We start from the raw sequence: 14121 nt of genomic DNA, 5'->3' as shown, positions 1-14121 counted from the left end.
GCGGAGGCCGCCGGCCCGGATCCCCCCGCCGCGGCCAGCGCCAGTCCCAGGCCCAGCAGCACCTGCCCCAGCACCAGCAGCGCCGCCCGCCCCCACGCACGGGGGTCGTGCTCCTCCCCCACCGCCAGCACCAGCAGGCCCGCCAGGCCCGCCAGCCACAGCAGCGAGCTCCAGAGGTAGGGCTGCGCCCACATCAGCGCGAAGAGCGCCAGTCCCCCTGAGCAGGCCGCCGACACCCGCCAAAGCCGCACGCGCCGCAGGGTCAGGGCCAGCCCCAGCGGGGCCAGCACGCCGCCCGAGAGCAGCGCCAGCACCAGGTAACGCCACGAACGCATGCGCCCATGGTAGGAGACGCCGCGCGGGCCTGCCGGGGAAAGATGAGAGCCGACGCGCCCCCCGCCGGGGACGACCCCCTTCGGGACGCCGCCGCCTCCGGCGGCGGGAGGCCGGTACACCGAGAGGCGGCGGCGAGCCCTCTGGCGGGAGGGCCTGGCTCGAGGCGTCCAGCCCCAGCCTCAGACGCCGGGCAGCCTGCGGGCTTCCCCCGCCCACCCCAGCCCCCGCGCCAGGTAGGCCCGCATCAGCGCCCGGAAGCGTTTGTCGTGCCGCGGGCCGCCGAGCTTGAGGTGCAGCAGCTCGTGCACGATGACCTCCCGCCGGAAGGCGGCGGGCTGGGCCAGCAGGTCGGTGCTGAAGGTCAGGCGGCCCCGCCGTGAGCAGCTCGCCCACTTGCTCACCATCGGGCGCAGGTGCAGCTCGCGGTACTCCACCCCCACCCGCGCCGCCCAGGCCCGCACCTCGGCCTTGAAGACCTCGGCGGGGACCAGCCGCTCCAGGCGCTCGCTCACGCCCGCCTCCCCTTGAGCGCCAGCACGATCTGGTCGGCCAGGGGCACCAGGCGCTCCTTAGCCACTCCCGCCTCCACCAGCTGGCGGTAGAGCGCCCTGCGCACCTCCCGCTCCTGATCGGACAGCTCCTGCCAGTGGGGGTGCTGCTCAAACACCGCTTGCATGGCCTGGGCCGCCGCCTGGGCGTTCGGCAACCCCTCCCGCTGGAGGATCCAGTAGACGGTGAAGACCCGGGCGTCGAGCCCCTTCTCGGCCAGCTCGGCCTCGGCCTGGTTGATCTCGGCGATCAGCGCCTTGAGCTCCTCCAGCGCCGCCTGGGCGTCCTTCTGGCGCTGCTGGAAGGCCTGGATCACCGCCTCGGCCCGCTCGCCGATCCCCACCAGGAAGGGCTTGGCCCCCAGCTCGGCCCCGACCTTGGCGGCGATCGAGCGCACCAGGTTGAACACCTCCACCGCCGGGGGCCGCTTGCGCTTGGCCAGGGTGTCGAGCAGCTCCTCGTTGATCTCGTAGAGCTCGAGGGCCTGCCCGACGTCGCCGGCCTGGGTCCGGCTCTGCACCAGCTCGGCGGTCTTGCGCAGGAACTCCCGGTCGACCAGCACCCCGCCCTCGTAGGCCTCCTTGAGCATGCGCACCATGCGCGAGAGCAGGTCGTAGTCGTCCAGGTAGGGGCGCAGGAAGGCGTCGGGGGAGAGCACCTCGAAGGCGTCGGAGGCCGACTTGTAGAACTCGTAGAGGTCCTGGCGCTCCTCCTCGTCGCGGAAGTGCATCAGCACGCCCTCGGCGGCCTTGTCGGGCGGGGCGCTCGGGTCGAGCAGCGGCAGGTACCGGCTGCGGAAGACCCCCATCAGCTGGGCGAAGTGCTCCTTGAGCACCCCCAGGTCCCTGACCACCTCGACCACGTCTTGCGAGTCGAAGGCCAGGGCCTTCTCCAGCCGCTCGAAGACGCCCACGAAGTCCACGATCAGCCCGCTGGTCTTGCCCTGGTGGGGCCGGTTGACCCGGGCGATGGCCTGCAGCAGCACGTGGTCGCGCATCGGCTTGTCCAGGTACATGCACAGCAGCACCGGGGCGTCGTAGCCGGTGAGGAGCTTCTCGGTGACGATCAGGATCTGGGGGTTGGCCTCCTTGCGGAAGGCGTCGCGCAGGGCGCGCTCCTGGTCCTCGCCGAGGTGATAGGCCTTGAGCCGGGGCGGGTCGTTGTGGGCGGGGCTGATCACCACCGCGCTGGCCTCGGGCGGCGGGTAGCGCTCGGGGTCCTCCCGGTGGAGCCGGTCGAGCGCCTCCTTGTACAGCGCGCAGGCCTCGCGGTCGACCCCCACCAGGAAGGCCTTGAAGCCCAGCGGCTTGACGTAGTCTTGGTAGTGCTCGGCCACGAAGCGCGCCACCCGCTCGACGCGCTGGGGGTTCTTGAGCATGTTCTTCAGCGTCACCGCCCGCTCCAGCACGCTGTTGAGCTCCTCGACGTCGGAGACGCCCTCGGCCTCCTTGAGGCTCAGGAACTCCCGGTCGAGGGTCTCGCGGTCCACCCGCAGCTCGTTAGGGGCCAGGGTGTAGTGCAGCGGCACGGTGGTCCCGTCGGCGATGCTCTCACGGATGGAGTACTTGTCCAGGTAGCCGCCCTCGTCGTCGGCCCCGAAGATCTCGAAGGTGCTCTTGCCCCGGCTGCCGCGGTCGATGGGGGTGCCGGTGAAGCCCATCAGGGTGGCGCCCGGCAGCGCGGCCATCAGGTAGCTGCCCAGGTCACCCCCGGTGGTGCGGTGGGCCTCGTCCACCAGCACGAAGATGTTGCGGCGCGGGTTGATGCCCGCCGCCATGCCCTCGAACTTGTGGATGGTGGTCACGATCAGCCCGCGGTAGTCGTCCTGCAGCAGCTCGCGCAGGTGGCGCTTGGACTCCGCCAGCACCGCGCCCGCGAGCCCCACCGAGGCCAGGTTGGAGAAAAGCTGCTGCTCCAGCTCGTTGCGGTCGACCAGCATCAGCACCGTGGGGCTCTCGAACAGCGGCTCGTCGAGGAGCTTACGGGCCAGCACGATCATGGTGAAGGTCTTGCCCGAGCCCTGGGTGTGCCAGACCAGGGCCCGCTGCTTGTGCGGGTCGTGGGCCCGGCCCAGCGCCCGCTCCACCGCCCTGATCTGGTGGGGCCGGAGCACCACCTTGGAGAGCTCCCCGTCGCGGCGGGTGAAGAGCACGAAGTCGGCGAGCACCCGCACCAGCCGGGCAGGGTGCAGGAAGGTCTTGACCAGCGTCTCGAAGTCCCCCGCGGCCTCGTCGCGCCAGTTGAGGAGGGCCTTGCGGCCGAGGTTCCAGGTGGGCCCGTAGTAAAACTGCACCAGGTGGGTGAGGGTGAAGAGCTGCTCGAGGGTGAGCAGGGGCGCCCCCTCGCGGTGGTAGCGCCGCACCTGCTCGAGCGCCTCGGCCATGCCCTGCAGCTTGTGGGCCGACTTGGCCTCGACCAACAGCAGCGGGATGCCGTTGACGAAGAAGGCCGCGTCGAGGCGTATGGGGTCGGTGCCGCCGGTGTATCGCAGCTCGGCGGTGGCGTGGAAGGTGTTGGCCCTCCAGTCCGCCGGGTCCATCAGCCGGGCGTTCTTCTCCCGGCCCTCCTGGGGCAGGAACACCGTCTTGAGCCCGTTGAGGTACTCCCAGGCCTCCAGGTTCCCCTCCAGCCCGGGCCGCACCCGCGCCAGCCGCACGGCCAGCTCCTCGGCCTGGGGGAGGTCCACCACGCCGGGGTTGAGCCGCTGGGCTTGCTGGAGGAATACCTCGTGCAGCAGCAGCCCGCCGGTTCCGCGCCGCAGCCGCTCGGCCTCCTGCGGGTCAAGCAGCGTCCAGCCGACCTCTTCGGCGTAGCGCAGGAGGGGGTTCTGCACCGCGTCGCGCTCGCCGCCCAGCCGGTGCGCCATCACTCCACCCCCAGCGACTGCGCGATCTGGTTCACCCGCACCTTGCCGGTCATGAGGTGGTGCAGGAGGGATTGGAAGAGGGCATCGAGGGAGGCGAGGCGGGCTTGTTCACTCCGCACTTTGTCGTCCAATTGCTCGGAGGTCGTTGCAATACGCCGTTGCTCACCAAAGGAAGGGATTGGTATGAGGGCCTGTTCAACCACGCCCTGGCTAATCTTGGGCATGCTCCCGGCAGTACCCGACGCGTTGTCTCGGAAATATTTCCTGCATCTGTCGGTACGCAGATACTCGACAAGATAACCAGGAATTACTTCCTCTTCACGGCACCTAACACGAATCATCAAGTCGGGGTAGATCGCGTAGTTCTCTGGACCCTTGTAGAGTGCCGAAAGGCCAACGAACTCAATAGTGTTGGCGCGCTCAACGAGAATGTCACCAGGTTTCAGCCATAAATCTCTGACTTTGTTCGGGTCGGCCACGGTTAGCTTTGTATTGCTTGGAGAAAAGTCGTTGTACGTGACGGCGGATAGGGTTAGTGTTCGCACACCATCCGGGTTCAGTGTCTCCCGTGCAGAGTGACCGTTCTTGAGGGGTTCTCGGAGCAATGTCCGTACCGCCCGAACCTCCCAATGCTCCGGCACCGGGCCGATTTCTGTCTCCTTGAGCCGGACCTTGTCGGCTTCTTCCACCGGCACCGGGCCGTAGGTGAACAGGTGCCGCATCAGGCTCTTCTTGAGCTCCCTGGCCTCGGCGATGACCTGCTCGGTGGCCTCCTTGGCCCGCTGGACGGTGCGGAGGACATGGGCGATGGCGCGTTGTTCGGGGAGGGGCGGGAGAGGTATCTGAAGGTTGAGCACATCCTGACGCGGAACTCCCTTGATCGTTGTGCCACGCTTATTCTCCCGGAACCACCTTTGGTAGCGCTCAGCCTTGAGTAAATAAGCAGCGAAGCGCGCGTCTAAACGTTCATTCAGCACCAACGCTGTGAGGTCCTGGTTAATTGCCACGTCGAAGGTCGTCACCACTGCCTTGCCTACTCCAACGCGTGTACCAATCAGGAGGCTCCCTTGGGGAACTAGGGTCGAAGCAGAGCTTTTTAGACCCTCCTCCGATATTGTTCGCTGGAAGCCGCGCAGCTCGGCATCGAACTCCCCAATGACCGCCGTTGTAGTCCAGGGGATAGGTCCACTCCAATATGCCGGGTTTTTGGTAGAGGGAGTCCCACCTCCAAATGTGTGAAGTGTCACCTGATGCAACTGGACTACGTCCCAATCTTGCGGCAGCATGCCCATCTGGGTCATCTTGAATTCCTTGGATAACGCATCAGCTTCGGTAGGCGGAGGTGCTGTATCTGGCTTTATGGCTTCATAGGGTTCAGGCATGGCTGCCTCCTGTCCTGTTTGACCCCTTTGTGGCCCCTTCCTGGCCCCTTTGGCCCCTTCCTGGCCCCTTCAAGACATACCGCGTCCCCTTGCCGGTTTCCCCCACCCGCTCGAGGATGCCCCACCCCGTCAGCTGCTCCAGGTCACGGCTGGCGGTGCGCTTGGAGACGCCCGCGACCTCCTGGTACTCACGGTTGGTGATGCCGCCGTGCTCCTTGGCGTACATCACCCCCCGCACCTGCCGCTCGGAGAGCCCCCGCGCCCGCAGCAGCTCGGGCGTGTAGGCGTCCTTGAGGAGGGTCAGGCGGAACCCGCCGGCCTCCTCGGCCATCTCCGGCTCGGGGAGGCCCTGTTCCCGGAGCGCCTGGCGCATGCGGGTGATCCCCGAGCCCCAGCGCTCGACCAGCCCGGCGTAGTACAACACCTGGGCGATGGCCGGGTTGCGCAGGCGGGAGGGGTGGTCCTCCCGGCGGAGCACCTCCACGGTGAGGCCGCCGTAGAGCCCTCCGGGGTTCCACAGCGAGAGCCGGTCGGGGTAGAGCCGCACCTGGATGTCGCCGGAGTCGGCGTAGTCCCGGTGCATCAGGGCGTTGAGCACGGCCTCGCGCAGGGCCTCGTGGGGGTAGGGCCAGACCTCCTGGCGCTGAAGCTCCTCGACGCTCAGGCCCTCCGGTTCGATGCGGTACTGGATGTCGAGGCTGTCCCGCAGGTACTCCATCACGCCGTCGAGCTGCTCCCACAGGCTGCCGTCGAAGGTGCGCTCGCCGCTGATCAGCGTGCCCCGGAAGCGGGCCGCCCGCAGCACGGCGGAGGGGAAGAGCCGCTGGGGTTGCCGGGCGAAGAGGAGCACCCCCGCGTGGGTGAGGCGGCCCTCCCGGAGCAGGCCCAAGTTCTCCAGCACCCGCTCCGGCGGGTCGCCCTCGCTCAGCACGGGCAGCCGGGGCCCGGCCCGGCCGACGAAGCGCGCCAGGGCCTCGGCGTCCGCCTCCTCCGGCCCCCAGGGTGAGGGCAGGCCGTCCCAGGTCTGGCCGGTGCGCTGCATGAAGCGCCGGGCGATCTCCTCGCCGGGCATGGTGCGGTTGGTGCTGCCCACCCGGACCAGGTAGCGGCCCCTGCAGGCCACCGGCACCACCGAGGGCTCGACCCCGACCTCCAGCACCTCGCGTCCTTCCAGCTGGACCAGGCGAAGGGCTGGGGCCAGGCCCAGCAGGTCGTGGATCTGGTTGGCGATGCGCCGGACCTCCGGGTCGCCGCCGCCGAAGCCCACCACCTCCCCGCCGTCGCTCACGCCCACGTAGAGGGTGCCGCCCCGGTGGTTGGCGAAGGCGGCGAGGTCCTCGAGGGCGGTGGGGCTCCACTGCTCCTTGAACTCCACCGTCTCGCCCTCGCGCAGCTCAGGCACGCAGCCCCCCCAGGCCCAAGGCGCGCAGCACCCCGTCCAGCTCGGCGTCGGCGGCCTGGCGCTCCTCCTCGGCCTCGCGCAGCCTCACCACGGCCTCCTCCAGGGGCAGCGCCTCCTCGGCCCCGTTCTGGCTCACGTAGCGCGAGGGCGAGAGGTTGTGGTCGTGCCTGGCCGCCTCCTCCAGGCCGATGACCGCCGAGAGGCCCTCCTCGGCCCGCCACTCGTGGTACAGCCGGGCCACCTGCCCCACGTGCTCCTCGGTCATCTCGTTCTTGGGCCTGCCCTTGACGAAGAGCCTCGAGGCGTTGACCAGGAGGATCTCACCGGGGTGGCGCTTGGCGCGGTTGACCACCAGGATCACGCCGGGGGCGGTGGTGTTGAAGAAGAGGTTCTCCGGCAGCAGGACCACCGCCTCGACGAGGTCGGCCTCCACGAAGCGCCTGCGGATGTCGCGCTCCTTGTTGCTGCCGCTGGCGCCGCTGCCGCGGCTCACGGCCCCGGTGTCGAGGACCACCGCCATGCGCCCGTCGTCCTTGAGCGAGGCCAGCATGTGCTGCACCCAGCCCCAGTCGGCGCTCGAGGCCGGGGGGATGCCGAAGCCGAAGCGGGCGAAGGGGTCGCCCTCGTAGAGGGCGGCAGGGATGGCCTGGTTCCACATGGGGTTGGCCACGATCAGGTCGAAGCGCTTGAGGCCGGAGCCTTCCAGGTGGCGCGGGTTGGCCATGGTGTCGCCGAGCCTGATGTCGGCGGTCATGTCGTGCAGGAAGGCGTTCATCATGCCCAGCGCGTAGGTGGTGGCCTGGAACTCCTGGCCGTACAGCCGCAGCGGCTTGAGGTGGGCGGGCAGCCTGCGGTGGCCGTTCTCCTGCACCCCGTAGCGCTCCAGCAGGTCCAGATGGGCCTTGATCAGCAGCCCGGCCGAGCCGCAGGCGGGGTCATAGACCTCCTGGCCGGGCTCCGGGCGCAGGAGGCGGGCCATCAGCACGCCCACCATACGGGGGGTGTAGAACTCGCCCGCCGACTGGCCGACGTCCTCGGAGAACTTCCTGAGCAGGTACTCGTAGGCCCGTCCCAGCAGGTCGGGCTCCACGTCGGCGAGGCCCAGCCGCTCCTTGGACAGGGCCTCGATCAGGGCCTTGAGGTAGTCGTCGGGGACGATGCGCTGCCCGGCGGCGGTGGCGTTGAAGTCCACCACGTCCACCACCCCGGAGAGCGCCGGGTTGGCCTGGGCCACCGCCCGCACCGCGTCGGTGAGCCTCTCGCCCAGGCCACCCTTGGGCAGGGCGCGCAGGTAGCCCCAGCGGGCGTGCGGGGGGATGTAGAAGCGCACCAGGGTGGGGTCGCCCTGGACCAGCGTCTGCGCGAGCTCGCCGAACTCGGCCTGCAGGCGGGCCAGCTCGTCGTCGAACACGTCGGAGAGGCGCTTGAGGAACACGAGGGGGAGGATGTAGTCCTTGTACTTGGGCGCGTCCACCGGGCCGCGGATGGCGCAGGCGGCTTCCCAGAGCCAGGATTCGAGGGTTTTTAGGTCCATGTTACGCCAACAGCATACCCCGGCGGGAGCACGGCCGCTCCCGCCCTCCCCGGCGCGACCCCGGCTCAGCCCGCCTCGCAGGTGCCACCGGGGCGGCGCCAGGCGGTGGGGCAGAGCTTGGGGTTGAGGCTGGGGCGGGCGTAGTAGTCCACGTCGGGGTGGATCGGGCCGCTGCGGAAGCTCTCCTCGTAGGCCTCGAGCAGCCCCACCTGCTCGGGGTCGGTGACCTCCTCCACCCGCCAGCCCTCGCCGAACTCGCAGCGCACCCCGCCGGGGGCCGCGGGGTCGTCGTAGGCCCCGTAGCCCCGGTTGTAGGCCCGGAACCAGCGCCCCTCCCAGGCCTGGCGCACCCGCCCCGTCCCGTAGCTCTTGGAGATCATCACCGCGCTGTGGGCCCGGCCGTCGAGGTAGGTCTGGTCGCTGTTGGTGGGCCCCAGGCTGAAGGTCCCGGCCCCGTCCCCCTTGGGGCTGCCCTCGTAGACCCCGTCCTGCCAGAGGTAGGTCACGAGGTAGTTGGGCTGCCCCGGCTGGGCGGGCTGCATCTCGCCGCCCATCATGAAGACCTCCCCCCACAGCCCCTTGTCGATGAGGGGCCGGGAGGGGTTGGGCTGCCAGTCCTGGCGGATGCAGGCCTGGAAGGCCCCCCCGACGCTCACCGTGCGCAGGTAGCCCCGCACGCGGTCGTCGGTGGGGGCCGCGTCGCCCCAGGGGAACTCGGGCAGCGCCTCGAAGCTCACCGGGCCGTCGGGGAAGACCAGCCTCGGGGGGAAGCCCGAGTCGTCGAGGCGGAAGGGGTAGACCCACCGGAAGCGCCGCCCGCCGTAGACCTTGGTGGGCGAGAGGTCCTGGGCCCACACCTCGACGCGCCCCTCGCGCAGGCGGAGCATGGAGATGGCGTAGTAGGAGGTTCGCGGGTCGGCCGGGTTGAGCTGGGTCATGTAGTCGCGCCACGCCCCGTCCCTGGGGCCCACGTAGACCTGGGCCCCGAACTCGGGAAGGGTCTGCTGGAACTTCAGGGAGAACCCCTCCTGCCCCAGCAGCAGCGGCCCCTGGGCCGGGGGGTCCTGCACCGGAGGGGGCGGGGGCGGGGGCTCGGTCTGGCGGCAGGCCGCGGCCAGCAGGAACACGGCCAGCAGGGGCAGCAGCGTCTTCATGGTTCCATCTTAGCTGGAACAAGAGCGGGGAGCGGGGCAGGATGAGAAGGCCCACGCTTCGGCGGAGCCTCAGGGGTTCTCCCGCCCCGCGTAGAAGCAGGCGGGCAGGGTTTCCCCGTCCCCGAGCACGAACTCGCGGGCGGGGTCCAGCGGCACGCCGCAGAGGTGGCTGAAGCTGTATCGGCCGGGCAGCACCGCCACGTCGCCGGGGCCGCTGAACTCGTAGCTGCGGCCCACGATGAGATTCTGCGCGCGGGTGTAGCCCGCGAGGGAGAGGGTCACGACGGCCCGACCCGACACCTCGAAGCGGTCGGTGATCACCCGCTCGCTCGGGCGGAGCGTGGGGTTGACCTCGATGCGGGTCACCTGCCGGGTCCCGTCGCTCTCCGACCTGTAGGCCACGCTGCCCTCGAGGTGGGGGTTCAGGGCCACCGAGACCGGGTTCTGCGGGGTGTCGGTGGAGGTCCGGCCTACCGGGACGTACTTCGTGCAGTAGCGGCGGTCGTTCTCGTCGTAGTCGTACTCCAGGCACACCGAGTGGCTCCAGGCCCGGCCCATGGCGAACGACTCGTCGGCGGGCCAGGGGGCGTCGTTGCGCAACGGCGTCGTCTCGACCGCCATCGAGGTCCACCCCGGGGCGGGGCTCTCCTCGGTGCCCAGCCAGGCGTTGACGCTGCCGTCGGGGTCGCGGGGGTAGCCCTCGGGGTTGTAGCGCAGGGTCACCGGGTCCACCACGGCCTCGGCGTAGCCGGCGATGCCGGCGGCCCCCCCGGCGCAGTAGACCCGGGTCCTGACGTGGTAGATCTTCCCCGGCTGCATGCGCTTGGGGTCCACGCGGAAGCGGCCCTCGAAGCCCGACACCGCCGCGCAGCCCCCGCCCCCGCCGTACTCGAAGGTGATGGCCGGGGCCGACGGGGACAGCGGGATGGCCTCGGTGTAGGTCTGGGTCACGGAGGTGTTGGGCCACCAGAACAGGCTCACCAGCCCGAAGGACAGCGCCCAGGCCGTCCCCCACAGCAGGTTGTTGTAGTCGATGCCGCTCTTGGTCAGCACCGCCTGGCCGTTGCGCCGGAGCACCCCGTCCATGACGTCCACCCGGTGGTCGATGCGCAGGTAGGCCACGTCGGCGCTCCTGTAGGTGACGGCGATAGGGGTCACCCTCCCTGCCCGTATGGGCACATTCCGCCCGTAGGTGTTCACCAGGCCGCCCATGGTGGGGTCTTCCGGCTTGATCTCGCGCCCCTGGGCGTAGGGCACGCTCAGGGCGGTGACGGCGTAGGTCTTCTCGCTCGTCTCCCCGAGGTCAAAGGCCAGGCAGCGCTCGCCCCACGCGCGCACCTCGGCCTTCTGCACGAGCTCGCGGGGGGGAGAGTCGCAGGCGCCCGCCAGCGCGGGCGCGAGGGCCAGCAAGCCGATGGCAATGACGATGGTCGCGTTTCTCACTCTTTCCACCTCCTCAGGGGCACCCGTAGATTTGGGCGTTGGGGTCTACCGCGCTCCCGTCGGAGGGGTAGACGCACACCTGGGGGTTCACCCCCGGCGCCCCGCCCTCGAAGCCCACGCCCAGCTCGAGCATCCCCGGGTAGCGCTCGAAGCGGTAGCGCACCGTCCCTGCCTCGCCCACCCCCTCGCTGGGCACCTCGGCGCGGAGGGAGGGCGGGTCGGGCCGCCAGACCCCGCTGCCATCGGGGGCCCTGACCTCGGCGAAGCGCAGGGTGTAGGGGCCGGGCTCGGCGGCCTCCTCCCGGGCACCGGCGGCGGCGCTGTAGCGGTAGCTGGCGAAGGGGCCGTCGGCCTCCACCTCCGCCGCCAGGCCCCCCGGCAATCCGGCCACCTCCCAGCGCAGCCGCCCCCCCAAACGCTGGTAGCTCACCCGGGTGAGGGGCCGGGTGCCCCCGCCCACCGCCACGCTCAGGGCGCTCCCCTCGGGGGGCTGGACGGGCCGGTAGCGCGTGGAGGGGAAGGCGGGGTGCACCACGGCGGCCGCCTGCAGGCGGTAGGTGCCCTGGGCCAGCCCGGATAGGGTGGCGCTGGCGGTGAGGGTGGCGGCGTAGCCGCCCGGGCCGCTGACGCCGACGCTGGCCGCCACCCCGGTGTCCAGGCCCGCGATCTCCACCCGCCACTCCCCCCCGCCCACCGGCGGGGCCTCGGGGGCGGGGCCGCAGTCCAGCCCCCGCAGGCCCAGCCCCGCCTCCTCCAGCAGCACGTCGCCGCTGAGGCGGCGCGTGGCAGCCTGCAGCCCCTGGCCCACGGAGCGCTCGAGCTCCACCCCCAGCGCGGCCAGGCGGTACGCCTTCCCGCCCGCCGCGCGCGCGGGGTGGGGGGCGTCGTCGACGAGGACCTCCCCGTCGGCGGCCCGGTAGGCGTAGCGCAGCCGCACGCCGGCCTCCCCCAGCAGCAGCTCGGGCGCCTCCCCCTCGCGCTGGAAGTACAGGCCTGTCGCCGGTAGCCCCGCCGCGCCGAAGCTTGACAGCGCGGCCCCGCTGCCCAGCCGTGTCAGCGCGGCCCCCACCCCGCGCGCGGGGAGGCTGGGGCGGGCGCAGGCCGTGCCCTCCAGGGACCACAGCCCGCTGGCCGCGTCCAGCGCCCGCGCCGCGCTCAGGGAGTAGACGTAGCCGTTGCCCCCGGCGTCCACCACCACCGCCCGCCGCAGGGCGCGGGGGTCGTAGCCCGCGTCGAGCAGGCGCACCACCAGGCCGTCGGCGCCCACGCCCAGCACCGTGAAGTCGCTGTGGGCTACGGCCTGCAGGAACTCCAGCCCCAGCGGCCCCCCGCGCAGCGGCAGCAGGAAGCCCCCCTCCCCCACCGCCTGCTGGGCCGCGCCCAGGCCCCGCCGCAGCTCGGCCTGCAGCGCCCCGCCCTGCAGCAGGGCCTGCTGCTGGCGGCCGGAGGCCACCGTCACCCGCAGAACGGCGGCCGTCACCGCTGCGGCCAGGGCCAGCGCTACCAGCAGCTCGACCAGCGTCAGTCCACGCGCGCGCATGCCCCCTCCTACTGCTCCCAGCAGCCCTCGAAGATCAGGCCCCACTGCTTCCAGCGGCAGTACACCCCGCGCCACTCCGCCCGCGCCGGGTAGACCTCCCCGGCCGCGGGGCTGTCCAGCGGCAGCCCGCCGACGGCGTGCAGGCGCCAGTAGTAGCGGTGGATGTAGCGGCCGAGGGTGCCGGTGCGCTCCTCGGCGAACATGTGCTGGTAGCCCTGCGGCCGGTCGAGAGCGTAGGCGAGGCCGGGGGTGAGGGCCAGGGCGTAGGCGCCGGGCTTGAGGTCGGTGTAGACCGCCACCCCCCCCTGCAGCAGCTTCAGCGCCGGGGGAGTGCCGTCCTTGAAGCGCGGGTCGGAGCCGGAGTAGTTCTTGACTATCTCCAGGTCCAGCACGGCCTTGTTCTCCGGCGCGTAGCTCACGCTCACCGAGGCGGTGGCGCCCCCGCGCACCTCGACCTGGGCGGGGCCGGAGGGGTAGAAGGCGATGCCCCGGTTGGAGGTGGCGCGGGCGTCGAGGGGGTAGACCCCCGGGGCCAGGTAGTTCACCACGTAGCGCCCGGGCGCGGTGTAGCGCTCCCCGGCGAAGGAGACGTCCACCGGGGCGTTGGCCGAGGAGCGGCTGATCTCGAGCACCACCGAGCCGCTGGTGGCGTAGGCCACGTCGATGCGGGCGGTCTGGCCGGCGGAGACCGCGGCGCTGAAGGACCCCGAGGGGGTGTGGCGGTAGCGTACCCCACCCCCGGCGTCGGCCTCGAGGGTGGGGGGGTTGGCGGTGTAGGTGCCGGGCGGCAGGTCGTCGAAGCTCTGGTCGGCGGCGCTCACCCACAGGCTCGCCGGCCCGCTCACCGCGTAGGCGGGCGCGGAGGGCAGGCCGCTGGTCACCACCCGCAGCCGGCCGCTGACCGGGGCGTAGGCCAGGCCGACCTCCTTGACCTCCCCATCGGCCAGGGCGTAGGCCCCGGCGTTGCCGCCGGCGCGGTAGGTGTAGCCCCCCACGAGCAGGTCGGGGGTGGTGAGGCGGTAGCTCCCGGGCAGCAGGTCGGGGGTGGCGGTAACGCCGCCCGGCAGGTTGGCGCTGTAGGGGCTGGGCCCGCTGAGGGCGACGGCCGCGGCGGCCCCCTGCGGCAGGCCGCTGACGGTGAAGCGGAAGCGCCCGGCCACCTTGCGCCAGCTCGCACCGAGCTCCACCACCGCACCCGGGGCCAGGCTGAACTCGGCGGGGCTGACCGTCCCCTGGTAGCTGAAGCCCCCCTGGGTGAAGCCCGGAGCACTCGCCCGGTAGCTCCCCGAGGGGATCTCGTAGCTGCCCGACGCGCTCCAGGCGTAGCCGCGGGGCCCCTCCAGCGTGACCTGCCCGGTGGGGCTGCCCGCCAGGCTCAGCCGCACGGTGCCCGCCAGCTTGACGTAGCGCACCCGCGCCCGGGCGGTCTGCCCCGCGGCCACCTCCACCGTCGCCCCCTCGGCGGCGTAGTCGAAGCCCCCCTCGTCGCGCAGGGTGAGGGGCTGGAGGGTGTAGGCCCCGGGGGCGAGGTCGGGGAGGGTGGCGCTGCCCTGCAGGGTAGCCACCTCCCGGCCCTCGCGCAGCACCCGCACGCTGGGGGTGGGCATGGCAGAGGGGCCCTCGACCTCCACGGCCAGCGCCCCGCTCTGCGCCGCGTAGCGCACCGTCAGGGACTCGCGCTCGCCGGGCTCGAGGCGGAAGGCCAGGCGCTCAGCGGTATAGGCGTAGGGTCCGGCCTTCACGGCAGCGGGGGTGAGGCGGTACTCCGCGGCGGGCAGGCCCTCGAGCAGCCCCCCCGCGAAGGCGTAGTCCAGCCCGGCGCCCTGCAGGCGCAGGCTGGCGCTCACCCCAGCGGGCAGGCCGCTCACGCTCACCGCCACGTCGCCCTGCTGGCGCGCGTAGGCCACGGCGGCCC

The 14121-nt window shown here is 71.6% G+C and carries 9 protein-coding genes and 1 pseudogene; all 10 read right to left on the bottom strand.

The genetic code is table 11. The features are described 5' to 3' along the window. A partial coding sequence (locus MEICH_RS29645; protein WP_036220011.1) for a hypothetical protein occupies positions 1-335 on the bottom strand: 335 nt, incomplete at its 3' end. A 180-nt stretch (positions 336-515) separates the two neighbouring features. Continuing rightward, on the bottom strand, positions 516-848 hold the full coding sequence (locus MEICH_RS26605) for a M48 metallopeptidase family protein (RefSeq protein WP_036220010.1): 333 nt from the start codon (positions 846-848) through the stop codon (positions 516-518). Further along, positions 845-3751, bottom strand: a complete 2907-nt coding sequence (locus MEICH_RS0122225; protein ID WP_027894429.1) for a type I restriction endonuclease subunit R — start codon at positions 3749-3751, stop codon at positions 845-847. Before MEICH_RS0122225 ends, MEICH_RS26605 begins: the two co-directional genes overlap by 4 nt. Continuing rightward, a complete protein-coding gene (locus tag MEICH_RS28240; RefSeq protein WP_084542476.1) occupies positions 3751-5133 on the bottom strand; it encodes a restriction endonuclease subunit S in 1383 nt (460 codons plus the stop codon). The genes MEICH_RS0122225 and MEICH_RS28240 overlap by 1 nt, the downstream gene beginning before the upstream one ends. Beyond that, positions 5126-6535, bottom strand: a complete 1410-nt coding sequence (locus MEICH_RS26600) for an AlbA family DNA-binding domain-containing protein (protein ID WP_036220009.1) — start codon at positions 6533-6535, stop codon at positions 5126-5128. Before MEICH_RS26600 ends, MEICH_RS28240 begins: the two co-directional genes overlap by 8 nt. Next, positions 6528-8069 (bottom strand): type I restriction-modification system subunit M, encoded by a 1542-nt coding sequence (locus tag MEICH_RS0122205; RefSeq protein ID WP_027894426.1) that lies wholly within the window; start codon positions 8067-8069, stop codon positions 6528-6530. The genes MEICH_RS26600 and MEICH_RS0122205 overlap by 8 nt, the downstream gene beginning before the upstream one ends. 65 nt (positions 8070-8134) lie before the next feature. Next, positions 8135-9223 carry a hypothetical protein gene (locus MEICH_RS0122200; protein ID WP_027894425.1) on the bottom strand — a complete coding sequence of 363 codons (1089 nt, stop codon included), beginning with the start codon at positions 9221-9223 and terminating at the stop codon, positions 8135-8137. A 69-nt stretch (positions 9224-9292) separates the two neighbouring features. Further along, positions 9293-10666: a hypothetical protein gene (locus tag MEICH_RS0122195; protein WP_027894424.1), complete on the bottom strand. Its 1374-nt coding sequence runs from the start codon at positions 10664-10666 to the stop codon at positions 9293-9295. A 13-nt stretch (positions 10667-10679) separates the two neighbouring features. Continuing rightward, complete coding sequence (locus MEICH_RS30545; RefSeq protein ID WP_027894423.1) at positions 10680-12206, bottom strand: prepilin-type N-terminal cleavage/methylation domain-containing protein; 1527 nt, start codon at positions 12204-12206, stop codon at positions 10680-10682. Between the two features lie 8 nt (positions 12207-12214). After that, positions 12215-14121 (bottom strand): annotated as a pseudogene (locus MEICH_RS26595) (hypothetical protein); the annotation flags it as partial.

This window comes from Calidithermus chliarophilus DSM 9957 (assembly GCF_000430045.1).
Taxonomy (GTDB): Bacteria; Deinococcota; Deinococci; order Deinococcales; family Thermaceae; genus Calidithermus; species Calidithermus chliarophilus.
Note: the sequence above shows the minus strand (reverse complement) of the source record. Positions and strands in the feature narration are given on the sequence as shown.

Excerpts from the sequence above, each read along its gene's own strand:
- MEICH_RS0122225 (WP_027894429.1), bottom strand. The coding sequence starts at position 3,751 with ATGGCGCACCGGCTGGGCGGCGAGCGCGACGCGGTGCAGAACCCCCTC.
- MEICH_RS30545 (WP_027894423.1), bottom strand. The coding sequence starts at position 12,206 with ATGCGCGCGCGTGGACTGACGCTGGTCGAGCTGCTGGTAGCGCTGGCC.
- MEICH_RS0122200 (WP_027894425.1), bottom strand. The coding sequence starts at position 9,223 with ATGAAGACGCTGCTGCCCCTGCTGGCCGTGTTCCTGCTGGCCGCGGCC.
- MEICH_RS0122205 (WP_027894426.1), bottom strand. The coding sequence starts at position 8,069 with ATGGACCTAAAAACCCTCGAATCCTGGCTCTGGGAAGCCGCCTGCGCC.
- MEICH_RS28240 (WP_084542476.1), bottom strand. The coding sequence starts at position 5,133 with ATGCCTGAACCCTATGAAGCCATAAAGCCAGATACAGCACCTCCGCCT.